19 protein-coding genes are annotated in these 26651 nt (G+C 55.4%); 13 read left to right on the top strand and 6 right to left on the bottom strand.

All coding sequences use genetic code 11. From position 1 onward, the window contains the following. Positions 1-13 precede the first annotated feature (13 nt). The 9 genes from E0E17_RS15180 (at position 14) to E0E17_RS15140 (ending at position 13512) form a co-directional block, all read left to right on the top strand. Complete coding sequence (locus E0E17_RS15180) at positions 14-3082, top strand: virulence factor SrfB (RefSeq protein ID WP_130834845.1); 3069 nt, start codon at positions 14-16, stop codon at positions 3080-3082. Next, complete coding sequence (locus E0E17_RS15175; RefSeq protein WP_130834844.1) at positions 3082-5781, top strand: virulence factor SrfC family protein; 2700 nt, start codon at positions 3082-3084, stop codon at positions 5779-5781. The genes E0E17_RS15180 and E0E17_RS15175 overlap by 1 nt, the downstream gene beginning before the upstream one ends. Then, complete coding sequence (locus E0E17_RS15170; RefSeq protein ID WP_130834843.1) at positions 5775-6779, top strand: flagellar basal body-associated FliL family protein; 1005 nt, start codon at positions 5775-5777, stop codon at positions 6777-6779. Before E0E17_RS15175 ends, E0E17_RS15170 begins: the two co-directional genes overlap by 7 nt. Next, positions 6776-8737, top strand: a complete 1962-nt coding sequence (locus E0E17_RS15165) for a vWA domain-containing protein (protein WP_130834842.1) — start codon at positions 6776-6778, stop codon at positions 8735-8737. The genes E0E17_RS15170 and E0E17_RS15165 overlap by 4 nt, the downstream gene beginning before the upstream one ends. Further along, positions 8737-9465 carry an ABC transporter ATP-binding protein gene (locus tag E0E17_RS15160; protein ID WP_130834841.1) on the top strand — a complete coding sequence of 243 codons (729 nt, stop codon included), beginning with the start codon at positions 8737-8739 and terminating at the stop codon, positions 9463-9465. The genes E0E17_RS15165 and E0E17_RS15160 overlap by 1 nt, the downstream gene beginning before the upstream one ends. After that, on the top strand, positions 9455-10669 hold the full coding sequence (locus E0E17_RS15155; RefSeq protein ID WP_130834840.1) for an ABC transporter permease: 1215 nt from the start codon (positions 9455-9457) through the stop codon (positions 10667-10669). The genes E0E17_RS15160 and E0E17_RS15155 overlap by 11 nt, the downstream gene beginning before the upstream one ends. A 44-nt stretch (positions 10670-10713) precedes the next feature. Then, complete coding sequence (locus tag E0E17_RS15150; RefSeq protein WP_130834839.1) at positions 10714-12282, top strand: formylglycine-generating enzyme family protein; 1569 nt, start codon at positions 10714-10716, stop codon at positions 12280-12282. Between the two features lie 29 nt (positions 12283-12311). Then, positions 12312-12767 (top strand): IrmA family protein, encoded by a 456-nt coding sequence (locus E0E17_RS15145; protein WP_165446237.1) that lies wholly within the window; start codon positions 12312-12314, stop codon positions 12765-12767. 262 nt (positions 12768-13029) lie between these two features. Then, on the top strand, positions 13030-13512 hold the full coding sequence (locus E0E17_RS15140) for a cold-shock protein (protein ID WP_130834838.1): 483 nt from the start codon (positions 13030-13032) through the stop codon (positions 13510-13512). Positions 13513-13886: 374 nt separating this feature from the next. Here E0E17_RS15140 and E0E17_RS15135 read toward each other — a convergent pair whose 3' ends face one another. The 6 genes from E0E17_RS15135 to E0E17_RS15110 form a co-directional block, all read right to left on the bottom strand. Beyond that, a complete protein-coding gene (locus tag E0E17_RS15135; protein WP_237680797.1) occupies positions 13887-15641 on the bottom strand; it encodes an HrpF/NolX family T3SS translocon protein in 1755 nt (584 codons plus the stop codon). Positions 15642-15734: 93 nt separating this feature from the next. After that, on the bottom strand, positions 15735-16583 hold the full coding sequence (locus E0E17_RS15130; protein ID WP_130834837.1) for a DeoR/GlpR family DNA-binding transcription regulator: 849 nt from the start codon (positions 16581-16583) through the stop codon (positions 15735-15737). A gap of 117 nt (positions 16584-16700) precedes the next feature. After that, positions 16701-17645 (bottom strand): D-ribose ABC transporter substrate-binding protein, encoded by a 945-nt coding sequence (locus E0E17_RS15125; RefSeq protein ID WP_130834836.1) that lies wholly within the window; start codon positions 17643-17645, stop codon positions 16701-16703. Between the two features lie 87 nt (positions 17646-17732). Then, positions 17733-18791 (bottom strand): ABC transporter permease, encoded by a 1059-nt coding sequence (locus E0E17_RS15120; RefSeq protein ID WP_207302092.1) that lies wholly within the window; start codon positions 18789-18791, stop codon positions 17733-17735. A 23-nt stretch (positions 18792-18814) separates the two neighbouring features. Further along, positions 18815-20353 (bottom strand): sugar ABC transporter ATP-binding protein, encoded by a 1539-nt coding sequence (locus E0E17_RS15115; RefSeq protein ID WP_130834835.1) that lies wholly within the window; start codon positions 20351-20353, stop codon positions 18815-18817. Further along, the gene (locus E0E17_RS15110; RefSeq protein WP_130834834.1) at positions 20350-21003 is read right to left on the bottom strand and encodes a DUF2291 family protein; all 654 of its coding nucleotides are present in this window, start codon (positions 21001-21003) and stop codon (positions 20350-20352) included. The genes E0E17_RS15115 and E0E17_RS15110 overlap by 4 nt, the downstream gene beginning before the upstream one ends. 442 nt (positions 21004-21445) lie before the next feature. Here E0E17_RS15110 and E0E17_RS15105 point away from each other — a divergent pair, with 442 nt between their 5' ends. The 4 genes from E0E17_RS15105 to E0E17_RS15090 all read left to right on the top strand — a co-directional run bounded on the left by E0E17_RS15105 (position 21446) and on the right by E0E17_RS15090 (position 26646). Further along, a complete protein-coding gene (locus E0E17_RS15105; protein WP_130834833.1) occupies positions 21446-23008 on the top strand; it encodes an FGGY-family carbohydrate kinase in 1563 nt (520 codons plus the stop codon). A 19-nt stretch (positions 23009-23027) separates the two neighbouring features. Beyond that, positions 23028-24563, top strand: coding sequence for a glycerol-3-phosphate dehydrogenase (locus tag E0E17_RS15100; RefSeq protein WP_130834832.1), 1536 nt, complete (start codon positions 23028-23030; stop codon positions 24561-24563). A gap of 11 nt (positions 24564-24574) precedes the next feature. After that, a complete protein-coding gene (locus tag E0E17_RS15095; protein WP_130835573.1) occupies positions 24575-25507 on the top strand; it encodes a TIM barrel protein in 933 nt (310 codons plus the stop codon). A gap of 179 nt (positions 25508-25686) precedes the next feature. Then, complete coding sequence (locus E0E17_RS15090) at positions 25687-26646, top strand: sugar-binding transcriptional regulator (RefSeq protein ID WP_130834831.1); 960 nt, start codon at positions 25687-25689, stop codon at positions 26644-26646. The last annotated feature ends 5 nt before the right edge of the window (positions 26647-26651 follow it).

The following is a 26651-nucleotide window of genomic DNA, read 5'->3' as shown; positions in this document are numbered from 1 at the left end:
GACGAATTATATTATGTTGCCTGAGATTGTTTCTTTTGATCGTCAGATCACACTGGTCGGTGACTCCGGAATTCAGTTTATGGACTTCGGCCTGCACCTCAAACGCCAGCCGGCGGGTGAATTTGTCAAACTGGCGAACGGCGTACTCACTCGTCTGATTTACAACGAGCAGCGTGATTATTATTTCTATCAGCCGACCCCTGACAATATTGAAAAGGCCAAAAGCCAGTACGACGTGCCTGTTGAGCAGAGCCTGAAATTTCTTGACAGCGTCTGGCTGCCACTGCCGCTGTTTCGTTTTAGCCTGCCCAATATTTATCAGGAAGGGCCGCTAAACTGGGCACGTTTTCGCATCGTGAAGCTGCCTGAACCCGATATGGATGGTCATAGCCACCGCATGACGCTGGCTATCGATACCCGTATCATGGCAAAACAACAAGCGGCAGCGGATCTCAGTCCTAATCATGAAGATGTGAATGCCGGCGCGACCTTTGCCGTCGCCACCGCCACCTACGCGCTCAACTGGTATTTGACCCAGGACTGGGTCAGGGAGTGGCTGGTCGAAGTATTTAAAGAAGCGAGCAAAGGCCGGGATATCGACGAGCGCGAAGAGGAGATCGTCAGGCAGTATCCTCTGGCGCACTATCTCAATCTGCTGTCTTTAATGGCGATTCCGCTGGAAGGGCTGCAAACCCAGACCGAGCCCGCTATCGAATTACCGCAATTTAAGGTCATCGCCAATCGGGAAGTCAATGCTATTAAACCGATTCCGGTCGATCTGATCCTTGATGTGGGCAATTCTCGTACCTGCGGCATTTTGATTGAAGATCACGGTCAGTCAGGATCCGGATTAATGCACAATTATGTGCTGAAGCTGCGCGATCTGAGCGCACCCGAACATGTCTATACTGACCCCTTCGAAAGTAAAGTCGAATTTTCACAAGCCTTTTTTGGTAAAGATCACTATTCGGTGCGCAGCGGCCGACACGACGCATTCCAGTGGCCAACAATAGCCCGTATTGGTAACGAAGCCAGCCGTTTAGCTGCACGCCGTCGTGGAAGCGAAGGCTCTACCGGGTTATCCAGTCCAAAACGTTATTTGTGGGATGAAAAATTTTATGGTCAGGGCTGGCGCTTTAATGGCAGCTATGTGCAGGATAGCAATCCCCTTGCCACTGCCGCCCCCTTCGCCAACCTGATTGACGAAAAAGGCGAGGCACTGCATACCATTGAAGATGAGATGGATCGCATTCCCGTCTTCACGCCACGCTACTCGCGCAGCTCCCTGATGACCTTCATGTTATCGGAAGTCCTGACTCAGGCCATCAGCCAGATTAATAGCCCGGAACAACGTATTCGCGAAGGCCATGCTGGTATTCCGCGGCAACTGCGCCATATTATTCTAACGGTTCCGCCAGGTCTGCCCATGGCTGAACGCTGTATTCTTGATGAAAGAATGCGACAGGCCGTGGGTTTGGTGTGGAAATCTCTGCGCTGGCATACTGGCGAAAATGATCCTTATGCCGATGAACTCGACGAGCACACTAAAGGGAATCTCAAGGTCCCACTGCCGGCAATCCGCGTGGATTGGGACGAGGCCTCCTGTGCACAACTGGTTTATCTCTATACCGAGATCAACCAGAACTTTGCCGGTCATCCGGAAGTGTTTTTCGATACCCTGGGCCGTCCTGATCGTAAGGAACGGGAAACTATTACCATTGCCTCTATTGATATTGGCGGCGGCACAACGGACCTGGTTATCACTGATTATCGGCTGGATCGTAATGGGGTGTCCGGTGGCGGTGCAAACGTGCATATCATTCCCCATCAGCGTTTTCGTGACAGCTTTAAAATCGCAGGCGATGACATTCTGCTCGATGTGATTCAGTCCTATGTCCTTCCCGCTTTTGAGCTGGCGCTGCATGAAGCGGACGTGCGTAGCGTAGAAACGTTGATGTCCCAACTGTGCGGTTCGCAAAATATCAGCGCCGCCGAAGCGGTATTGCGTCAGCAACTGAACTTACAGCTGTTTGTGCCACTGGCGCTGCACATACTGGCCGCTTATGAGCAATATGACCCGCAGAATGAAGAGACTCATCTGCTGATTAATCAGCGGGTCAGTGAGTTACTACCTGCTGGCACTATCAGTGAAGACATTGAAAGCTTTGTACGCCGGGAAGTGCAAAAGGCGGGTGGCCTGAATGACTTTAAACTGGCTGACATCAGCCTCAACCTTATGCTGGCGAAGGTGCACTATGATGTGTGCTCTGGTAAGTTCAATATCGATAAAGTACTTACCGCACTGTGCGAGGTTTTAACCTGTTACCACTGTGACCTGCTGCTGTTGACTGGTCGTCCATCGCAACTGCCGGGTATCCAGGCCATTGTTCGCCGCAATCTGCCCTTACCGCCAGGACGTATTTTAGCACTGCATGGTTACCAGACCGGTACCTGGTATCCCTTCCATAAAAATGGCCATATTGACGATCCAAAGAGCACCGCATCCGTTGGCGCAATGCTGTCGCAGCTGTGCGCTAACCACAGCATTCCCAATTTCCATTTCCGTATCTCAGCGCTGAAGCCTTACTCGACCATTCGCCATCTTGGCATTATCGATATGGATAACCTGATCCACGATGCCGACGTTGTCTGCCGTGATATCGAATCAGAAAACGGGCAGATTAAATTGCCGGTAGTCCTGAATCAGGAGGGAGAAGCCACCACGCCAGGCATCGTCATGCGGGGCGACCTGCGCCTGGGTTATCGCCAGTTGGATGCGGAACGCTGGTCCGCCGCTCCCCTTTATACCCTGCGTTTTAGCGAGTCGGGGCGTAAAAAATTCTCAGCAGCGACCTCCACGGATAGCGGTTCCCCCTACCTCACCGTCAGACTGGCAATTGATAAAGGCAAAGCCGCACGCAAACTGGGGCTTATCAGCGATCGTCTGACCATTGCTGATGTGAGCAGTAATACCGATAAATCTTTCAGTAAGTACGACTTAGAGCTGGAACTCAATACCATGCCCGATAGGGGACTCATTGACAGTCGACACTGGCTCGATAGCGGGAGTGTGAAAAAATAATGAATAACGAGCAAAATACGCTGCAACAAGGCTGGGCGGCTATCGCTCAGGGGTGTCAGGATGCGCTGGGTTGGGTTGACAGCGTGCGAACAAGCTCCCGCCGCCTGGACAACGAAGCAGACAGCCTCAACCTGAGTTTGCTGCGCACCCGCAATCTTGCAAGCAGCCTCGCTGAAGTCTCAACCACCCCGATGACCGTGGGGTTCTTTGGCATCTCGCAAGCGGGTAAGTCTTATCTTATTTCAGCGTTAGCCGCAGGCGGCAATGGCGAGTTGAAGGCGCGCTATGGCAATCAGGTGGTGGACTTTATTAAAGAGGTTAACCCGGTAGGCGGCGGCAAAGAGGCCACCGGACTGGTCACGCGCTTTACCGCGCACGCGCCTGAGGCCCCGGAGGGTTACCCGCTTCCTTTGCGTCTGTTCAGTGAAATTGATCTGGCAAAAATTCTTGCCAACACCTGGTTTAACGACTTCAACCACGAGCAGTTGAATGACAAGATTGACGAGGACCGCATCGAAGAAAGCTTGCGTCCTTTTCTCTCTCGCTCAGGCCAGGCTGGTGCCAGTAATGGTGTCAGCAGGGAGGACGTGGTCGCACTATGGGACTATCTCAACGCGTCGTTCAAAAAGTCAGTGGAGAAGCTTGAGCACGCCTGGTGGCCACAGGTGCTGCAAATCGCACCCGTGCTCTCCCCTCATGAGCGTGCGGACCTCTTCTCTCTACTGTGGGGCGAGCAACCTGAACTCACTGAAACGTATCGTTCGCTGGCCCGTGTGCTGGCGAAACTCAACCACTCCACACTGGTGTTTGCCCCTTTAGACACGCTTACCGATCACAGCAGCGGCAGCATTATGAATGTCGACAGCCTGAATCGCCTCGGTTCGGGTCAGGATCGCACGGTCGAAATACGCTTCTGGAAAGCGCATCAGCAAACCGGCAGCGCCGCGTTGTCACAAGCCGAACTGGCGGCGTTAACCTCAGAGCTTATTTTCCCGCTGGCGGAAGTGCCCCACAACAGTGTCATGGAGCAGGTCGATTTACTCGATTTTCCCGGCTATCGCGGGCGGGAAAAGCTGCTTGCCCTGAAAGATGCCGCTAAGGATGGTCTGAATGCGGTATCGCAACTGTTGTTGCGCGGCAAAGTCGCCTACCTGTTTGAGCGCTACACCGATAACCAGGAGATGAATGCCCTGGTGGTGTGTGCCAGCGCGTCGAAACAAAGCGATGTTTCCGATGTGGGTCCGGTACTTACACGCTGGGTAGAAAAGACGCAAGGCAAAACCGCAGAAGAGCGCGCGCAAAGCAAAGCCGGCTTATTCTGGGCTATTACCATGTGTGATGTTCGTATCCAGGACAATCTGAAAAAAACGGAAAGTCAGCTAAAAGAAGCCTGGGAAGGCATGCTGCATATAACGCTGATAGAAAAATTTGCCCGGTATGACTGGTTCAAGGAATGGGCACCTGGCAAGCCCTTTGATAACTGCTTCCTGGTGCGTAAACCCGGGATAGATACTCCCTTCCTGACGCTGGAAAATGAACCTGGCGAGGAGAGCTTTAAAGAAGTGGCGTTCGCGGAACGCTATCATGATGTGCTCGACACTATGGGCCGCATCTTTATCACGGCCAATAACGTAGGTCGGCACGTTGCCGAGCCGGAGGCGGCATGGCGGGAGATGCTTAAACTCAACGATGGAGGGATCTCCCGCCTGACCGGGGCGTTACGTGGCGTCGCTCATCTGGATTTCAAACTACAGCGTTTACGTGAGCAGTTACTGCAGTGTCGCCGCGACATTGCCGATCAGCGCCTCGGTCGCTGGTACGAACAGGACGGTGACGGCCAGATTGCCAGAAAACAAGCGATTGCTAAAGATCTCTGGCAAGGGTTGTCCGCCTGTCCGCATAACATGGGTGAGTTGATCAGCCGTCTGGATCTGCCGGCGCATGAACTTCACAACATCTACCTGAGCATTCGTAATCAGGATCAGGCATCGCAAGCTGGCATTGAACAGCGCCCGCAGAGTGCCTTTACTGCCAATCCGTTTGGTAATAATCCCTTTGCGAGCAACCCCTTCGGTGATGCGCCTGTTGATGAACCGCCCGCCGTGGTTGCTTCTGCGCCCGTGGCGGAACGCGTAGGTCGGGACGACGACTTCGCCCATCAGGCATTCAAAGCCTGGGTAACGTACCTGAGGGAGTTACCGCAGCAAGCCACTTACTGGCAGCAACTGGGGATGAACAGCGAGATGATCGGTTTGTTATGCGAAGAACTGATTACGGCGGCCACACGTCTGGATCTGGAAGGCATATTGAAACGCGCACTGGCAGGCCAGGAGCAGGCGGGTACACGTCGTGAGCAATTACTGGCGCGTCAGGTACTGCGTGCCCAACTGGCGATACGTGACTTTATTGCCTGGTTTGGCTACCTCGCTTTGCCCGAAGAACTGATCCCCAACAGCTATGTGGGTGAGAAGAAAAAAGTCTTTGCCCGCCAGGCCCCTCTTGCCAGCGATGCGTTGCCACAACTGACCGCTGTCGCGCCGCAGCCAGGTGTCGCCTATATGGGTGACTGGTTATCGGCCCTCATGACCATCATCCTGGACAATGCGGGCCATAGCGCCACGCGCGATATCTCCTTTGAACATAACCGGCAACTTGGCCACATCATCGGCCAGATGAAACAAGAGAACCTGTCATGCTAGCTAAAATCTTCCCCTGCCAACCCGCAGAGCCAGGCACGGCGCAATTGATGGTTCGCCTGCGCGGCGAACAGTCAGTGCTGTCAAATCTGACATTTAGTCTTTGCAACAATGAGCAAAATTATCTGCAATCTGATACCAGCTGGAGCCCGGCACCACACTGGTTTACCGTTGATGGCGGCTATCCATTTAATAATGGTAGCGGTTTCCGTATTGGCCCGGCATTGCTTGACCCGCTGCTGGCGAACGCCAGCCAGGTACAGATTCAGGCCCGTCTGGCGTCAGGTGAAATTCGCAGTACAACCCTGCAACTGGTGCGCGATGAGTTGTTCTCATCTGATGCCCGTGGACAAACCGGCAACTACAGCGGCAGTAGCGTGTTGACTACGCCTGCACCTGCGCCAGCCCCAGCACCGGAGTCTGTTGCACCAGCAGAACCCGCACCAACGTCAGCAGAGCCGATCCCAGAACGGGTGCCACCCCAGCGCAAACGCAATGCTTCTCCGGTTTCGCTGATCGTGGCCGGGCTGCTGGTGCTGGCGCTGGTCGCTGGAGCGCTCTGGTGGTTTATGGGACATGACAGTATTCCTACTCCAGTAGCCAGCGCAGATACCCCGGTAGCAGCTCCGTCTATCCCGGAAGCCAGGTCTGATGCCAGCGCGTGTTCGCCTGCTAACCTGACAAGCCAAAGTGAACTCGATTTTGTGCAAAACTGCGTACAACAAAAGCTCGACAGTGACACGCTGCTGACAATTATTCAGGCGGCTAAAGCAGCGAAGAAATGCGGTGTGGCCCAACGCCTGTACGCTCATCGTGCACAGGGGGGAGATATTAAGATCGCCCTCGCTTATGCCAGTGAATACGATCCGCAGGATCATACCCCAGACGAGTGTTTTAAAAATGCCGATGCGGATACCGCCGCGTACTGGTATGAAACTGTACTGCAAACCGAGCCGGACAATCAAAAAGCGAAACAACGTCTGGAGGAGCTGAGAAAATGATGAAAACACATTTTCTGCGGCACGTTCTGCCTCTATGTGGCCTGCTTCTCGCAAACCAGGCCCTGGCAACTGAAGGAGACAAACCCCTGCTGCAGGAAGGAAAGAAAACCCTGTTTCAACGGGTTCTGACCACGCCAGGGTGCAAACTGGGCGCCATGGCTGGCGATGATAAGGGTGAGATCCAACCAGCGTTTAGCAGCTTTTACGTTTATCAGAAAGCGGAGGTCAACGGGCAAAGCTGGGTCAGGGTTGGGCCTGACAGCTATGGCAAAACCATTGGCTGGTTACCGCAGTTATGCACCGTTGACTGGAAAATGCAGCTCACCCTGGCCTTTACCAATCCGGCAAACCGTGACCGGCTGGTGTTTTTCAAAGAGAAAAAAAGCCTGGATGATATTCTCTCCGCTCCGGATCCCGTCTCGCTGGTAGCCCCCCTGCGCGCTCATCTGAAACGCGAGGGGCGCGCCGATGGCGTCCTCGCTCAGGAGCCGGAGTATTTTGTTGATCTGCAAAAGCAGTTCTACCTGCTGCCGATCCTTAGCGGTGAAGAGGTAATGACGGAAAGCGGGTTTTACACCCGTTTACTCAACGTCGCTTCCGTCAGCAAGGCTGGTCCCAACGCCCGCCAGGATAAAGATATCAACCAGCTGAAAGGCTTTAATGCCACGGTGGTTTTTGTTATCGACTCGACCATTTCGATGGGCCCCTATATCGAGCGAACAAAAGAAGCAGTCAATAAAATTTACGCCAGAATCAAACAGGAACATCTGCAGGAACAGGTTAAGTTTGGTCTGGTATCTTTTCGCTCCAACACCAAAGCCGTGCCTGGTCTGGAATATACGGCAAAGGTCTTCGCCGATCCCAATCAGGTGAAAGATGGCGAGGATTTCCTGAAAAAAGTCGCGGGCCTGAAAGAAGCCAAAGTATCCAGCTCTCTGTACGATGAAGATGCTTATGCCGGTGTACTTTCTGCGATCGATAACATTGACTGGCATCCTTTCGGTGCGCGTTACATTGTCTTAATCACCGACGCGGGTGCCATTGAGGGCAGCAATAAACTCTCAGCCACCGGTCTTGATGCCCGACAGCTGCGCCTGGAGGCGGGCAATCGCGGTATTGCTATTTATACGCTGCACCTGAAGACCCCTTCGGGTAAAGAGGATCATGCAAAAGCTGAAGGTCAGTATCGTGATCTCTCTAACTTTGACAGCACCCAGTCCAACCTTTACCAGTCCGTGGATGCTGGCGACCTGAAAAGCTTTGGTCAGCAGGTTGATACTCTGGCAAGTGCCATCACGGAACAGGTCAAATCCGCCTATATGGGCGATCCGGCCATCGGCAGCGCTCTCTTTTCTAAAGATGAGGGAAAGAAGCCGACCTCAGAGGAGAAGTTGCTGGAGGATACCGTCCTGATTGGTCATGCCATGCAGCTGGCCTGGCTGGGTAAAAAGAATGACACCCAGGCGCCGCTGGTATTTAAAGCCTGGATCAGCGACCGCGACCTGATTAAACAAAATATCCCGACCACTGACGTTCGCGTATTGCTGACCAAGGGACAGTTGAGCGACCTGAGCGATGTGGTGAGTCAGATCCTGCAGGCGGCTAATGAAGGCATGATCTCGCCAGATAAAATGTTTGAGCGCTTACGTACCGTCGCCGCCACCATGGGTGCCGATCCTAATCAGCTGAAGCAGCAGGAAAACAGCAAAATTAACAGTCTCGGTGTGTTAGGGGAATATCTTGCTGATCTGCCTTATCGTAGCGACGTCCTGAATCTGGATGAAGAGACGTGGAAAAGCTGGGATGGCTTTTCGCAGGAGAAATTTATCCGCACCCTGTCAGCCAAGCTGCGTCATTATCAGAAATATAACGCTGACGTTGATCGCTGGGTTGAACTCGCCAAAGGCAGCGATCCCCGCGAGCGCGTCTACCCGGTCCCGCTGGAAATGATGCCCTGATGCTACATATAGAGGATTTGTGTGTAGTACGCGGTCAGGGCGCGCAGGCTCACCATGTCACTCTGCCGCAGCTCAGGCTGCGGCCAGGGCAGGCAGTAGCCATTACCGGTGAAAGCGGCTGTGGCAAAAGCACGCTGCTTGAAGCGATCGGCTTATTGCTGCGCCCTGCCAGCATCGGGCGTTTCGCGTTACATGATGAAAAGCCGCTGGATGTTGCCGCACTGCTCAATAACAATCAGCAAGCGGAACTGGCCGACATTCGCGCCCGTCACCTGGGGTTTGTACTGCAGAACGGTGGGCTACTTCCCTTTCTGAACGTACAAGACAACATACGTCTTCCCTGTCAGCTGCTTGGCAGAGCGCCGGATAAAGCCATGCTGAGCCGGGTTATCGATGCCCTGAAGCTTGGCCCACTGCTGGGCAAGTTTCCGACGCAATTGTCCTTTGGCGAAAGGCAGAGAACCGCGTTTGCTCGCGCTATTATGCACCGTCCTGGTCTGGTGCTGGCCGACGAACCCACCGCCGCGCTTGATCCCCATAATGCACAACAGCTGTTCAGCCTGTTTATCGACCTGGTTATTCAGGAAGGGCTGATGGCACTGGTTGTCTGTCACGACTGGCCGCTGGTGCAACGTTTCAATTTACCTTGTTTAGTTGCCCGTATTGACTCAGAGGCCGCTGGCCCGTCTGAAGCGCAAGCCCGGAGGGGAACCCACTTTGTCTTTTAACCGAATTTTGTTGTTGGGTCGCCTGGCACTACAAGATCTGTGGCACGATCGCACGATCTCTTTTTGTATGGTTTCCTCCCTGATTGCGGTTATCGCCCCACTCTTGCTGCTGTTTGGTTTACGGTTTGGCATTGTCAGCCAGTTGCAGGATGACCTGGCCAGTGATCCGCGTAATCTGGAAATCAAAATGTTGAGCAGTGGCAGCTATGATCAGGCCTGGATAGCGCAGTTACGTCAACGTCCCGACGTGGGTTTTGCAATTGGGCAGACACGTTCGCTCAATACCCTTGCCGACCTGCAGGTGGACAGCAGCCATTTCATCGAAAATGCCGAAGTCATCCCGACCGATAGCGGCGACCCGCTGACGGGCAAGCTCCAGATACAGCATGAAAATGAAGCGATCTTAACCCAGGAAGCGGCCAGAAAACTTGCGGTCGACATCGGAGATACTCTCACCCTGCGCGTGAGCCGCCAGCTTGAAGAGCGCCGGGAGTGGGGGCGTCAAACTCTGGTTGTTGTCGGCATATTACCAGCGACCTGGTTCAACCGGGCGGCCATATTTACCCATCCCACGCTGCTGATGATGCTTGAGCATTTCCGGGACGGCTACGCTCTCTCTGCCTTTGGCGTTAACAGCGGCCATCCGCTAACGGGTAAACCTCCGCGCTATGCCCGTGCCAGAGTGTATGCGAAAAACATCGACCAGGTTGCCAGCCTTGAGCAGAACCTGCGGGCGCAACGTATCGAGACGACCAGCCGACTGGCGGATATTGAAAATGTAAAAAGCATCAACCGGGTGCTGGGCGTTATTTTTAACACTATTGCCGCCACCGCACTGATTGGATGCATTGCCTCCCTTATCGGTTCCTTTATCGCCAATGTCGATCGCAAACGCAAACATATTGCCGTACTGCGTCTTCTGGGGTTTACCGGTCCGGCAGTTGGGGGATATGTGATGTTGCAAGGCTGCCTGCTCAGCCTGCTTGCTTATGGGGGGGGTTATGGCATCTACCTGCTTGCCAGTGAGGTTTTTAATCGGGCCCTGGCCGGTAGTCAGGTCACAGGCCAGATGCTTTGTAAAATCACCCCGGCACATAGCCTTCTGGCCATGGGGATCACGGTTATCGTGGCGCTACTGGTGGCCAGTATCGGTGCTTATCGGGCCATTAATATTGAACCTGCGCAGAGCCTGCGCGAAGTGTAAACCTGCTCACCTCATTTTCAGTCGATGATTAGCGGAGATTATTCGTGACCTTAACGCCTTCCTTACTGCTGTACGGGTTAGTTCCCGTCCTGCTCGCCAGTATGTCTTCTGCACTGGCGGAACCCTGGGATGAAAAAACCTGGAATCCCAAACCGGATGACGAAGATATCATCTTACCTATGCCCTGCGAAGGCGCGATGGCTTTCCGTCGTGTCGCTATCCCTGTGGCGGATCCTCTTGATGATATGCCCGTTACGCTGGGCCAGGATGGTGGCGACTGGGGCGTCATCGAGCATAGTTACCCCGCTTTTATTGCCGGTAGTTTCTCTGAGGCGAAAAAAGACAAAGGGCGTTATTACCTGGTGGCGAAATATGAACTTACCACTCTGCAATATCAGGCATTAACGGAAGGCTCCTGCCCCACTCCTTCGCGTAAGCTGAGTATACCTGCCACCGGGATGAGCTGGTTCGATGCAGTGACAGCCGCCGATAAATACAACCGGTGGCTGCGTGCCCATGCCATGGATAAGCTGCCACAAGAAGATGGTAATCCTGGCTTTTTGCGCCTGCCAACCGAGGTTGAGTGGGAGTTTGCTGCGCGCGGAGGCCTGAAAGTGAACAGCGCCGAGTTCCGGGATCTGCATTATCCCATGGATGACCTTAAGAACTATGAATGGTTTTCAGGTGCGCAGTCTTCCAACGGCAAAGTCCAGCTTATTGGGTTACTGAGCCCCAATCCTCTGGGTCTGTATGACATGCTGGGCAATGTATCAGAAATGATGTTTACCCCCTTCTATCTCAACAAATTAAATCGCCTGCATGGCCAGGCTGGGGGCTTTGTAGTGCGTGGCGGCAATATCCTCTCTGGTCCCGCAGAGATTCGCAGCGCGGCGCGTAAAGAAGTGAACTATTACGACCAGGCGACACCTTTCACCAGTAAAACAACCGGTCTGCGCCTGGTATTGGTGGCACCGACTATCACCTCAACTGCAAAAGTTAAACAGCTTGAAAAAAGTTGGGAAACCCTGGGGGCGGAACATCAGGCTAACGCAACGAAAAGCGAGGAAGCTAAAGACACCGCCAAAGCGCTGGGCAGTCTCGCTTCCAACGTCGAGGACGCTGCTCTGAAACAAAAATTGAAAGTACTGGAAAACCAATTGCGTGCCAGCAACCAGAAGCAGCAAGAAGAGCGCGATCAGTCGATCCGTGCCAGTCTGAATTTAGGCTCTTTCCTGTGCACCAAGCTACAGGATGACGGTCGTTTTCTGGATTTCTTAAACCATAATTACGAACTACTGTGTAAGGATAAAGACGCAAGCGATGCCAGTTGTGCCAACCGTAAAGCTAAGCTGGGCGAGCAATCTGACAGGCTCAGGCAACTGACGGATTATTATGCCAGTAGCCTGGTCGATTCGGCGACCCTGTATGGGAAAGATGGACTTAACCGTGAAGTTACCGTGTTTGAGCAAATGCTGACACTTAACAAACGACTTACAGGGCTTAAGCCTTTCCTCGCCGCTCACTGGCAGAATCAGCAGAGTTATCTGGAAAACGGCAAAATTGACACGGCAGGCTGGCTGGAAAGCTGCAAAAAAACCCGCATCAGCCCCTGACCCTCACGCGATATCACGGATAAAAAAGAATGTGTATAAAATCGACAGTGAAACTCTTGCTGGCAACTTTTCTGGCAGGTCTGGGCTGGCAGGCAACCTGCCTTGCCGAAGAGCATCGCTACATCAGTATTCGTAATACCGATAGTGTGTGGATCCAGGGGGCATGCTCGCTGGTGTTCAGGCTGGATAATGGCGGGCTCGAAGAATTCAGCACACTCTCTGTTACCATACAGCTTACTGACAAGACAGGTCATGCTCTGAGCGAAGGCATACTGGATGTGCCGCCTTTTGGCGACAGTGATGCGACCCGCTCTGTTGACGCGGCGACAGAATTCGACTGTGAGACGGTGGAAAAAGCGCGCGCCATCAGCATTGTTGCAGCCAGCGAAATACGTGGCGATAACAGTGTGGTCAGGTTGCCACTATCAACCTTTGATCCGCAATATTATCAGCCTCTGCAGATAGAGGTCAGCCAGCGCGAATAGAAGATTATTTAACAGTAACGGTTATGGCCACGGCGGCTTCGTCAGTGTTCATAACCGCTCCTGTCCCCCTGAGAGCGATGGCAGGCTCGTCGTTGATCATTTTGTCCCCGTTAGCCCTTCGCCGCGCCTCACTCTTCGTCTCCCCACTCGCCTGACAGAAATTTATCGTCCAGACTTAAACCAAAGACGTAGTCTGCGCAGGCATTGTGTTTTACACTGCGCGCTGCAAAAACTGAACAGATAAACGATTAAGCAGGCGGTAATGGCGATGAACGGAACGATCACAACCTGGTTTCAGGATAAAGGGTTTGGATTTATCAAAGATGAGAACGGTGACAACCGTTATTTTCATGTGATTAAGGTCGCCAACCCTGAGCTGATCAAGAAAAATGCGGCGGTGACTTTCGAACCCACCACCAACAACAAAGGACTGTCCGCTTATGCGGTAAAAGTCGTGCCGGACAGCAAATATATCTATATTGCAGGCGAGCGCCTGAAGCTGACGTCGATCAAATCTTACCTGGTTTACAGCGAAGAAGTGCCGGTTGACAGCCGCATTGATAAAGAAAATGCGGTGCTGTCTGTAGGTTTGCTGATGAACAGTATCAGGCCCAAATCAGCCGCACAGCCGGGTGAAATGCGCCAGCTGAAAAAACTGGCGATCACCACCTTTCAGGGAACCACCCTGATCTTCTCGGAAGATGAAATCGATGTGGATGCCACGGTAAAACTGCTTAAAGTCTGACATCATCCTGTCTCTGTGCCGGCATTCTGCGCTCCTGACCAGGCAGCATGCCGGCCCCCTGAACATCATCCTGCCCATTGATTTTTCAGTGAAAAAATCCTGCTCTGAAAGGAACTCTGGCGCTCTTTCACGACTAAAGACAGTAGTGAAACAACGACAGGATGAACGCCCATGGTTAACGGGATAAGACACTCCTCTCATTACATGCCCGATGCGTATTATACCCACACCGAACAACAGTACTGCCCGTAACGCCAGCATTTCCCCGGCACAACCAAACAGACGCACGCATTCCCGGGGAGGGGGATTAAGGAAAAATCCACGCGCCTGCGTGGATTTTTTATGCGCTGCCGATATGTTCAGGCAACGAACCTTTAGCTCTGTGCCCATACGGTGGGAGATTCGCTCGAGGATGGAGAATTATAGGATTCATTACTGGCGTACTCTCTGACGCCATCTTTAATGCCATCTTTCACTCCATCTTTAACCGTATCTTTTACGCCCTCTTTAAGCTCATTTTTAAAGTTGGTTTTGGCTTCATGTTTAACCTCCTGTTTCGTCGCCGCTTTGACGCCCTCTTTCACGCCTGCCTTAACCGCCGTTGTCACGACAGCGCGGCCGATAGCCAACGCGGCGCCGATACCGCCCCCCAGCGGAGCCATGATTAACGAACTCAGGATATCAAGCATCTTAAAGAATCCGCCGCCTTTGACTTTTTTGGCATCGGGCTGCGTTTCCTGACCAACATCCATATCCTGCTTCGCGGCCTGCGCGAGAGGATCGCTGGAGTGGGTCGGAGCGAGTCTGGCCGGCGGGGCAATCTGATTCGAGCCCTTACTGATAAAGGCGTCCAGATCCCCTTTGCTGATGCTGCGATCGTTCGCTTTGTTAAAGAAGTTCCCGCCCGCGCCATGCTTACCGTTATCCAGCATCGAAAACAGCATGGAATTTGGCTGACTCAGCAAGCTGGCTGCCTCGCGCACGTCCTGACTGTTACTGGAATCGTTGGCAATTTTCTGCAATTTATCGGGCTTAATACTGCCGCCCTTAAAGAAAACGTCCTTATTATTCTTTAAGGTTTCCAGCGCTTTGCTCTCCTGCGGCGAGAGCTTAACGTTGTACGAGGCCAGATCGCATAGCCGGTCGCGTGATACTGAGGCTTTCGGATCATCTTTCCCGGTGAGCTGCTGCCATTTATCCGGGTTATCGACAAAATATTTCGCGGCGGCGGCTACCTGCGGCGGGCATTTCCCCATATCCTGCGTGCCATTGGCGATTTTTTGCAGAGTTTCCATATTGATGTTTTTGGGCAGGCTTTCGGAATAGAGGTAGAGTTCGCGCATGGCGTCATTGTCGGTCATTTCGCGCGCGGGCGATCCCGGTTTAGCATCGGACGGGACATAAGCGTGGGTATAGCTTTCTGCTTTGATATTCGCATACTCCATGATTTCTGGTTTTTTCTGCAGCTCCCGAATATCTTTAGCGCTGATTTTCCCGTCTGACTTGCCATTTTTGGCGCTGTCGACTTCTGCCATCATCTCAGGATTATTTAACAACGCCTGCAGCGCCTGTTGCGCATCGGTTGGCGTGGCCGGGTCGTTGATCAGCTTTTCTATCCCCTTCTGGTCAAGCGGCTTTTTCAGCAGACCTTCATGCCGCCCGAGGGTAGTGACGACCTGCTCAAAAGACATATTGTCGCCGTTCGCCCCCGATGCATCGGCGACCGCCTGTTGATAAGCCGGGCTGGTGAAGGGGGAAGTCGGAGGCGTTAGCGGTTGGCCCGGAGGCAGACTGACAGCCGAAGGCGTAGAGGAAGAGAAGGTGTTGTCGGTATTGATCGTATTGTCAGTGCTGCCGGTAAGGAATTTGCTGATGATGTCGAAAAGCGAGTCATTTTGCGTCAAGCTCAGGGTATCCGTCCGATCCGATGGTCGCCGCAGCCTGTCTGCGCCGCCTGCGCCATCAGAACGGCTGTCGGGTCGCGAGGAAATGGTAAATGAGTCCTGTTGCACTCCCCCTTTACGGATGGTGTAGTGTGGCTGACGGCCCGACTCGGGAGCGTTGCCGGCCAGTTTTTTATGATTCTCGGGCACGGGCACGTTTGACAAGGGTGAACCAGAAACACGCATAAAGGCTCCTCAGTGAATGGATGATAATTAAGCACTGAGTATGCTGAGCGCCTCTGCGGTTCCGCGCGGCGATGAAAAACAGCCTTGCGGCCGTCAGACAGCGACCTTCATCGGCGCGACCACCACATTCACCCCTAACTCCTTCATCCGGCGCAGCGCAGGCACCGGCGTGCCCTGATTCACAATCACCACATCAAACTCGCTCAGATGGGCGAAACGGTGCAGCGCGCGGCGCTCAAATTTGGTGTGATCCATCAGCAGAATACGCTGTTGCGCCGCTTCAAACATCGCCCGCTTGGTTTCCACCATCTCGGCAGACTGATGGAAGACGCTGTCATCCATAATCGCTGACATACTGACAAAAAAGCGATCCGCACGCAGCCCGCCAATCTCATGGCGCGTCATATGCCCCATAAAGGCGTTGCACCAGTTGTGAAACTGGCCGCCAAGCCCAAGCAGCGTAATATCATGCATATCTTTCAGCTCGCTCATTAACGTCAGCGAGTTGGTGATCACCGTCAGCGGCGCCCGGGCGGGCAGCAAACGCGCCATTTGAAACACAGTGGTAGAGTCATCGAGAAAGATCGCCTGGCCAGGCTCCAGATAGCTCGCCGCTTCCGCCGCGATTGCCTGCTTCTCTTCCAGCTGGCGCGTTGCGCGGTAGATATCGCTGGACTCCACCAGGCTGGTAGGGGTCGCTGACACCACTCCCCGGGTTTTATGCAGCAGGCCGCGCTCGGCCAGTTCATCAATATCGCGGTGCGCGGTCATCAGGCTGATACCGAATCGTTCGGTAATATCCTCAATGCGGATCGCGCCCTCGGTCATTACCGCTTCGACAATCAGCTGCCGGCGTGCCAGCTGACGCGCCTGGCGGCTGTCACTGGGCAGCGTTTCGGCCATAAACAGATTAAGAGAGTGATCCTGCGTCGTTTGCGTCATAGTTCGTCCATAAGGAGATCAAAGAGGAGCCGCCATCTATTACACTGCTGAAATGCCGGTTTAGCAAATCGAAGAATCAGTAAAGGGCGCTGACGCGCCCTGGTGTTCTGTAAGCGATTATTCAGACAGAATAAACGGCTGGGTCATTTTGTCGGCATTCTCTTTGGTAATTAATACACAGTCAAACAGCTGTTTTTCTGCGTCTGCGCCGGTCTTACCGGTTTTCAGGAAATTGTCCGCCTGCTCCACCGCTTTCTGCGCAAAGGTAGCGACAGGCTGCATCACGGTATAGGCCAGCGTGCCCTCTTTCACCGCATCAACCGCGTCCGGAGAGCCATCAAACCCGCCGACCGTAACCTGCTTCAGCTTGCCCGCTTCTTTCAGCGCTGCAATCGCGCCCAACGCCATTTCGTCGTTACCGCTGATCACGCCTTTGATATTGGGGTTCGCCTGCAGCATGGACTGCATTTTGTTATAACCCTGAGTACGGTCCCAACTCGCCACTTCAGAACCGACTTTTTTCAGATCGGGATACTGGCTCAGCACGGTTTCAAAACCGTTAGCGCGGGTGGCGGCGTTGTTATCTGACGGCGGGCCTTTCAGTTCAACGTAATCGCCGGCATCCCCGACCTGCTGCACCCACTGCTGTGCGCCCAGCGCAGCGCCCTGCGCGTTATTGGAAACCAGCTGCGCTTTGGCCAGGCCGCTCTGATTCAGTTCGGCGTTAATGACAAACACCGGAATATTGGCGGCGATAGCTTTCTTCACCGAGCCCACAGAGCCGTCAGCGTTCGCCGGGTCGAGGATAATCGCTTTCGACTTATTGGTGATTGCGGTATCAATCAGCTGGCTTTCGGTATTGGTATCCCCTTTATGGGCGCTGACCTTGGCGGTATAGCCGAGCTTCTCGGCGGTTTTTTGCGCCACCTGCCCTTCTGTTAACCAGTAAGGATTCGACGGGTCGTTGACAATAATGGTCATCAATCCCTCGGCCCATGTCGGCGTGGCGCAGACAGCCAGCGCTGCGGCCAGGATAAAACCTTTGCTGTTCTGAAACTTCATGTTATTGCTCCGTTATGTTGGGGGTACAGGTTACGTATAAACATCAGAACGGATACGACCCGGCCTCCGCCCCGGACAAAATAAGCGTTAGCGTGCCCGTCGTCCGTACTGCAGCGTATTAAGCAGTACCGCCAGCACGATCACCGCGCCGGTGAACACCGTCTGCCAGTAGGCGGAGACGCCAATAATCACCAGACCATCAGACAGGAAGCCGATGACGAAAGCGCCCAGCAAGGTGCCGCGTACGTTGCCGCGTCCGCCGGTCAGCGCCGCGCCGCCAATCACCACCGCCGCGATCGCCGTCAGTTCATAAGTGGTGCCGGCCGTCGGGCCTGCGGAGGTCAGCTGTGAAGAGAGCACCAGCCCGGCCAGCGCTGCGCAGACGCCAGACAGAACATAGACGGTGATTTTGACGCGTTTAACCGGTACGCCAGAGAGGTCTGCCGCACGCTCATTGCCGCCGGAGGCATACAGCCAGCGGCCAAAGGCGCTGCGGCTCAGCAAAAACCCGCAGGCCAGCGCGACAACGCCCAGCACCAGCACGCCGACCGGAATATTGAAAATGCGGTTAAAGCCCAGCCAGTCAAAACCGGTGTTGCCCAGCGCGGGATTGCCGGACAGCTTGTTATAGGTCAGTCCATTGGTCATCAGCAGTGCGATGCCGCGCGCCACATACATGGTGCCGAGGGTGGCGACAAAGGCCGGTACGCGACACCAGGCAATCAAAATGCCGTTCACCAGCCCGACCAGCGCCCCGACCACCAGCGTCAGAATCGCTACCGCCCACACCGGCAGATAGAGCACTACGCCGAGTGCTTCAAGATTAATGCCCTGCATCATGAAACCGGCGCAGACACCAGCCAGTCCCAGGGTGGAGCCCACCGACAGATCGATACCGCCGTTAAGGATCACCAGTAACATGCCGATGGCGGGCAGGCCGAAAATCGCCACGTGTGAGGCCATAGTCAGGAAGTTCGCGCCGGAAAAATAGTGGGGCGACAGGGAAGAGAACACCGCAATAATCACCAGCAAGGCGAAGAACGCGCGCCCTTCCAGCAGAATGCGGGTCAGGCTTATCCCTTTGCCGCTACGGCTTTTACCCGCTGGTACCGGGGTGGTACCCAGCGACTGGGTTCTGTCAGTCATGGTTTTCGCTCCAATTTTCATCGTCATGCCACCAGGGACTCGCCAGAGGCCGCCATGATGCGCTCTTTAGTTACGCTGGAATCAAACACTGCCGCAATGCGGCCTTTGCTCATCACCACAATGCGATGGGCGATGCTCAGACACTCGCCCACTTCAGAGGTGGAGTAGATGACCGCCAGCCCTTTGCGCGCGTTATCCGCCAGCAAGCGGAACACCTCCGCTTTGGCGCCGATATCGATGCCGCGGCTCGGTTCATCCAGCAAGATCACTTTCGGCCCGGTGGCCAGCATTTTGCCAATCACCACTTTTTGCTGATTGCCGCCTGACAGCGAGCCGATCTCCGCCTCGCCACCGGCGGTTTTCACCGTGACGTTACGGATACTGTCAGCGACCAGCTGTTTTTCCCGGCGAATGGAAAGCATCAGACCGCGCACAAACTGGCTGATACTGGCCAGGCTGAGGTTTTCCCCCACCGACATGGTTTGCACCAGCCCGTCGCGCTGCCGATCCTCCGGCACCAGCGCCAGTCCGCTGTCAATGCGCTGCGAAATGCTCAGTCCGGAGACATCCTGATCGCCCAGCAAAATCACGCCCGATGCCTGACGCAGGCGTCCGGCCACACACTCCATCAGCTCCGTACGTCCGGCCCCCATCAGGCCATAGATGCAGACAATCTCCCCGGCGCGGACATCCAGCGACAGGTTATCCACCAGTCGGATGCCGGTTTTGCTTTTCACCGTGAGATCTTTAATCGCCAGCGCCGTGTCACCAAAGTCATAGCCCTGCGGCGGCGAGCCGAGATCAAAGTGATCGCCCACCATATTGCGTACAATCCAGGCAAGGTCGATCTCATCGCGACGCGCCCAGGCGGTCATCACCCCATCACGCAGCACCACGGCGCGATCGGTGATCTCCAGCGCCTCTTCCAGATGGTGGGAGATATAGACGATTGCCACCCCCTGACTGGTGAGATCGCGGATCACCTGAAACAGCACTTCGACTTCCGCCGCGCTCAGGGCAGAGGTAGGTTCATCCATAATCAGGATTTGCGAATTCACTGACAGTGCGCGGGCGATCTCGACAATCTGCTGCTGGCCCAGACGCAGATTCTCCACCGGAGTCAGCGGATCGATATCCTCTTCCAGCGCCTGCATCAGATGCGCCGTGATGCGCGCCTCTTCGGCATAATCCACCCCGCCGGGTTTCATGATTTCGCGGCCAATAAAGATGTTGTCGCGCACATTCATGTTCGGGGCGAGGTTCAGCTCCTGATGAATAATCGAGATACCGTGGTCGCGCGCATCGGTAGCCGAGCTGAACACTTTTACCTGGCCGTTCAGCACAATTTCCCCGCTGGTGGGAGTAATCACCCCGGAAAGAATTTTCATCAATGTGGATTTGCCTGCGCCGTTTTCACCAAACAGCGTGGTGACTTCTCCGCGCCGGATATCAAAGTTCACCTCTTTCAGTGCATGGGTCGATCCATACACTTTGCTGATATTTCGGGCGGAGAGCACCACCTCGCCTTTCAGCAACGTCGGATGCAGCGTGGTCTGACTCATTTCACCTCCAGCGTGACCGGTGTGACTAACCAGTTATTGGGCGTCAGTAAGCGGAACACCCCCACCACCATGACCTGTTTGCCCGGCAGGGTGTCACGATCGAGTTTATCCAGCAGTGCAGTTTTCAGCGCCCGGTTGATGGCCGATCCTGCGTTCTGGTATTCAATCTGATTGGTAAAATCGCCGAATTTAATGGTGCCGGTGGCATCACGCAGCTCGGTGCTGGTGAGAACCGGGCCGGTCTGCAGACGTACTTTCATACCCTCCGGCAAACCTTCCACCTGGACGCTATAGATCCCGGACTTCCCTTCTCCCACTACCCCCTGAAAGCGTACCGGTATCACCGGCATCGGCGTGCCCACGCCATATTTTTTTGCCGCTTCCTGCTGGTTCGCCTTTAACGCGGCAGCCAGTTCCGTTGCTTCAACAGCATGGGATTCCACATAGCTTTTGATTGCCGGAAAGGTTTTCTCGCCATAGCTGTCGGCAGAGAAGCCCTGCGTCTGCAGGGCCTGGTCGGCGTCGGTGCTGACCACTTTGCTATCCAGGGCCATGGCGATCAGCACCGCCAGCACGGTAAGTCCGATCAGGGTATAACGCCGTAGCGAACGGCGCGGGTGTCGGGATGAGAGTACGGAAACACCAGACATAAGGTTGACCTCACAGAGAGTTAGCGCTGGCGGCAACAGTCCGCCTTGATGTTATAAATACGATAAATATATGCGATGAGAATTGTGCGTTTGTTATCTTGTTGTCAACGGGGACGGCAGTTTTTTGTGCAGAGCGCGATCTGGATCGCCATTTTCAACCGGAGGGGAGAATTGTGTTAACTCATTATAAAAATAGGTAATAACATGAGTGAATGAGTAGTTTTGGTTAACAACCGCCGCGGCAAAGCGTGATCGCATTCGCGCTGTGAAATGAAATTTATTCCAGGTATAGAAAAATAATACAGAACTGATGTTAACTATGTGAGAGATAGTGTATGACATTAGTCAACAAACCAGACACATACCATTAACACCAGTGGCGGACGGTCAATGAACAGTTTCTCTCTTAGCCAACAAGCAGGCCAGGTCAGCGGAGGTATCGATGGATAGCGGTGACATTATTCTGGGGCTGGATTCCGGCACCTCGGTGGTCAAGGCGGTCGCCTTCAGCCTGACAGGCGAGCAGCTTGACTGCGCCTCAGCTCGTAACCGTTATGTGCGCGGCAAAGATGGATCCGCGCAGCAATCCATGAGCCAGACCTGGCAGGATGCCGCCGCGGCGATTCGCCAGCTTGCGGAACGTGTCGAAAATCTGGCGGCGCGCGTAGTGGCGGTGGCGGTAACAGCCCAGGGCGATGGCACCTGGCTGGTAGGTGCCGGCAACCAGCCGACAGGCGATGCCTGGATTTGGCTGGACGCCCGGGCAGCCCCCACAGTAGAACGGCTGGCGGCGTCACCGCTGGCGCGTGCCCGTTTTGAGGCCACCGGCACTGGGCTGAATACCTGCCAGCAAGGCGCGCAAATGGCGCATATGGATCGCTTTCATCCTGAACTGCTCGATAACAGTGAAGTCGCCCTGCACTGTAAGGACTGGCTCTATCTGAACCTGACCGGCGTGCGCGCCACTGACCCGTCGGAAGCGAGTTTTACCTTTGGCAACTTCCGCCACCAGCGTTATGACGAGCAGGTAATCGCCGCGCTGGGCCTGAACCATCGTCGCCATCTGCTGCCGGAGATCATTGACGGCACGCAAACCACCCACCCTCTGACTGCCGAAGCCGCGCGCATGACCGGTCTGCGTGCCGGAACCCCGGTCAGCCTCGGCTATGTGGATATGGCGATGACTGCGCTGGGCGCGGGCGTCCATACCGGCGAAGCCAATACCGCCTGCTCGATCGTGGGCTCCACCGGCGTACATTTACGCACGCTGCCCACGGAGGCGGTCTGGCTTAACCCGGCGCAAACCGGCTATGTCATCCCGTTGCCCTGGCCGGGCTATGTCACCCAGGTGCAGACCAATATGGCCTCGACCCTGAATCTCGACTGGCTGCTCAAAATGGCCAGCGATCTGCTGAACAGTTTCGGCTGCGATGTTGACCACGCCACGCTGGTACAGCACATCGACCGCTGGCTGAGCGCCGCCAGCCCCGGGGAACTTCTTTACCACCCTTACATTTCCGAAGCGGGCGAGCGTGGTCCCTTTGTTAATGCGGAAGCGCGAGCCAGCTTTATCGGCCTGAGCTACCGCCACGAATTTGGCGACATGGTGCGTGCGGTGATTGAAGGCATTGGCATGGCCGCGCGCGATTGCTATCTGGCAATGGGTAATAACCTGCCCGGCGAACTACGCCTGACCGGTGGCGCCATTCGCTCCCCTCAGCTGCGCCAGATCCTGGCGGCCTGCACCGGCGTGCCGGTGCGCTGCAGTCGTCGTGAAGAAGCGGGGGCGGCCGGTGCCGCCATGATGGCCGCCGTCGCCATCGGAGCTTATCCCTCGATGGCCGACTGCGTGCAAACCTGGGTGACGCCGCTACTGGCAGAGGCGGAAGCGCCCCCGGCGGCGTTAACCGCGCGCTATCAGCAGCTGTTTGGCAGCTATCAGCAGATCCGCAGCGAACTGCCGTCGGTCTGGCACACCTTAAAACAGCCCGTCACAGACCGTTAACCGATTTATGGAGTCGATCATGAGCGAAAATATTCTGGATCTGTTTGTTATTGGCGGAGGGATTAATGGCGCGGGCATTGCACGCGACGCGGCGGGCCGCGGCTTATCTGTCATGATGTGCGAAAAAGATGACCTGGCACAGGGCACCTCCTCCCGCTCCGGCAAGCTGGTTCATGGCGGTCTGCGCTATCTGGAATATTATGAGTTTCGTCTGGTGCGCGAGGCGCTGATTGAGCGTGAAGTATTGCTAAGGGCTGCGCCGCATATCATCTGGCCGATGCGCTTTGTGCTGCCGCACAGCCCCAGTGACCGCCCCGCCTGGCTGGTGCGCCTGGGCTTGTTTCTCTACGATCATCTTGGCGGGCGAAATAAACTGCCCGGCACCCGCTCGCTGGACTTGTTGCGTGATCCGGAAGGCGCGCCGATTCTTGATCGCTATCAGAAAGGATTCGAGTATTCCGACTGCTGGGTGGACGATGCCCGCCTGGTCGCCCTGAACGCACTGGACGCCGCCGAACGCGGCGCAACCATCCTGACGCGTACTCGCTGCGTGGCGGCGAAACGCACGCCGGGCGCCTGGGAGATCACGCTGGAGAATACCCGCAGCGGCGAACAGCGCCAGGTTCGCGCCCGGGTACTGGTCAACGCCGCCGGGCCCTGGGTGCTGGATATCGTCAATCAGGTCACCCACAGTCAGAGTCACCGCAGCGTGCGGCTGGTAAAAGGCTCGCACATTATCGTGCCCAAATTCTGGGAGGGGCAGCAGGCCTATCTGGTGCAGAACCACGATAAGCGCGTCATCTTTATTAACCCTTACGAGGGCGATAAAGCGCTGATCGGCACCACCGATATCGCCTGGCAAGGAGATGCGGACTCCGTCTGCGCCGATGAAGGAGAGCAGCAGTATCTGATTGACGCCGTGAACCGCTATTTCAAAGTTAAGCTCACCGCAGAGGATGTGATTACCCGCTTCTCCGGCGTGCGTCCGCTGTTTGACGACGGTAAAGGCAACCCCTCCGCCGTGACCCGCGACTATGTGTTCGATCTCGATGAGCAGCAGCAGCTACCCTTGCTACATGTATTTGGCGGCAAGATCACCACCTTTCGTAAGCTGGCGGAACATGCGCTGCAAAAACTCGCGCCCTTCTTTCCGCAAATGGGGCCGGACTGGACGCGTGATGCCACGCTGCCCGGCGGCGAGATCCCGGATGCTGATTTTGAAACCTTTCTGCAGTCGCTGAAGGAACAATATCCCTGGCTGCCCGCGCCGCTGCGCAAGCACTATGCGCGCCTGTATGGCGCGCGTCTGCCGCAACTGCTGGGCGAGGCGCAAACGCTGGACGACCTGGGTCAACATTTTGGCGGTCTGTTATATGAAGCGGAAGCCCGCTATCTGGTGGAAAAAGAGTGGGCGCAGCAGACAGATGACATTCTTTATCGTCGCACCAAACACTATCTGCATCTGACACCCGCCCAGCAGCAGGGATTTGATCACTGGTTCAGCCGGACTTACGTGACACTGTCACCTGAGCCGCTGCGCGCACTGGCCCGTTAAGGAGGTTAATGATGGCGCTGACCCTGTCACTGAACACCAACCCGCTGGTTAACCGTTTTGCCGAACCAGAGGATCTGATTTACACCGTGGCGCAACAGATCCGCATTCGCGATTTGCAGCTCACCCATGAATTTATTAATCCCGGCTGGCCTGCTGCGACCATTAATCAGATGACGCGACGCATGAGAAAAGCGTTACAGGCGACCGGGGTGCGCGTCACCTCCGGCATGACCGGTCCCTACGGGCGGCTGAATCACTTTGGTCATCCCGATGCCAGCGTACGCCGCTACTATATCGACTGGTTTAAAACCTTTGCCGATATCACCGCGGAACTGGGCGGTAAGGCAGTGGGTTCGCAGTTCGCGATTTTTACCCAAAAGGATTACAACGACCCGGCGCGCCGCGAGAATCTGATCGCCATTGCTATCGATTGCTGGGCAGAAGTGGCGGAGCATGCGCGCGCCGCGGGACTGGAATACCTGTTCTGGGAGCCGATGAGCGTGGGACGTGAATTTGGCGAAACCATTCCTGCCTGCCTCGCGCTGCAGGAACGCCTGAGTGCCGCTGGCATGGCGATTCCCATGTGGATGATGGCCGATATCGATCATGGCGATATCACCTCTGCCGATCCGCGCGATTATGATCCCTACGCCTGGGCGGAAGCCGTCCCGCCCTATTCGCCGATCATTCATATCAAACAAAGTATGCAGGATAAAGGCGGACACAGACCTTTCACCTTAGCCTATAATGCTGAAGGCCGTATCCAGCCTGCGCCCTTGCTGGAGGCCCTGACCCGTGGCGGCGCGCAGGACAATGAAATCTGCCTGGAGCTCAGCTTTAAAGAACGCGAGCCGACCGATAGCCAGGCGATTGTCGATATTGCGGAAAGTGTCGCCTTCTGGGCGCCGCACATTGATTCCGGGGTTGAGGATTTAACGCTCTGATCCTCTGTGGCCTGCGCGGCTGCGCGGGCCACCTCCCCCGAATCAGCCATGCCATGCTGCTGTTCTGCTGAAAAAGCGGCGCAGGGGTGCCGCTGCTGATATCTCTGTCTGCCCGGAAAGGGTAAAGGCAAGCCAGCGCTGCGCAACGATCTTTTTTCTGCCTGAAACCTGATGAACTGATGAAACTACCCTCTCCCACAGATAATGATGATTCGCTTGGCCTGCGTGCGGCCTGGCTGCACTATGTTGGCGGACTGACGCAGGCCGAGGTCGCCAGACGTCTGGGCCTGCCCTCGGTAAAAACCCATCGCCTGATCGCCCGCGTGGTGGCGGAAGGCGCGGTTAAGGTCACCATTGACGGCGACATTGTCGCCTGTGTGGAACTGGAGGCGCAGTTATGCGCGCGCTACGGCCTGAATTTTTGCCGCGTGGCGCCCGACCTGGCGGAAGAAGGCTTGCCGGTACGCGCGCTGGGCATGGCGGGTGCCGATTACCTGCGCACCGTACTGGTCAACGATCCGGATATCACCATCGGTTTAGGTCATGGCCGTACTCTCTCCGCGGCTATCCATCAGCTGCCGCGCATGGATGCCCATCGGGTACGTTTCGTCTCGCTGCTCGGCTGCCTCACACGCAATTACGCGCTTAATCCCCATGATGTGATGCATCGTATCGCGGAAAAAACCGGGGCACGCGCCTATATGATGCCGGTGCCGTTCTTCGCCAACACGGTGGAAGATCGCGAAGTGCTGTTAGCGCAGCGTGGCGTCAGCGAAGTGTTTAAAATGGCGGCGGAGAGCGCCCTGAAACTGGTGGGTATCGGCACGGTGGAGCCTGCCGCCCAGCTGGTGGAAGCGGGTATGATAGAAGCGCAGGAAATTAAGGATATCTCCGCCTCCGGGGCGGTCGGCGAGCTGTTGGGCCACTTTTTTGATGCCCGCGGTCAACGCATCGAGAATGGCTTAACCGCACGCACCACCGCGGTTTCGCTGGCGAGTGCACGCCGGGATAATATCGTGGCGCTGGTGGGTGGGCGCAGCAAAGTCGCTGCGCTGCGTGCGGTGCTGGCCAGCGGTCTGCTCAGTGGCCTGATCACCGATGAACTTACGGCGCAGGCGCTGCTCAGCGAACCGGACTGAGGCCC

The sequence above is a fragment of the [Erwinia] mediterraneensis genome (assembly GCF_900604315.1).
Classification (GTDB): domain Bacteria; phylum Pseudomonadota; class Gammaproteobacteria; order Enterobacterales; family Enterobacteriaceae; genus Pantoea; species Pantoea mediterraneensis_A.
The sequence above is the reverse complement of the archived record's forward strand: the minus strand, read 5'-3'. Positions and strand labels throughout refer to the sequence as shown.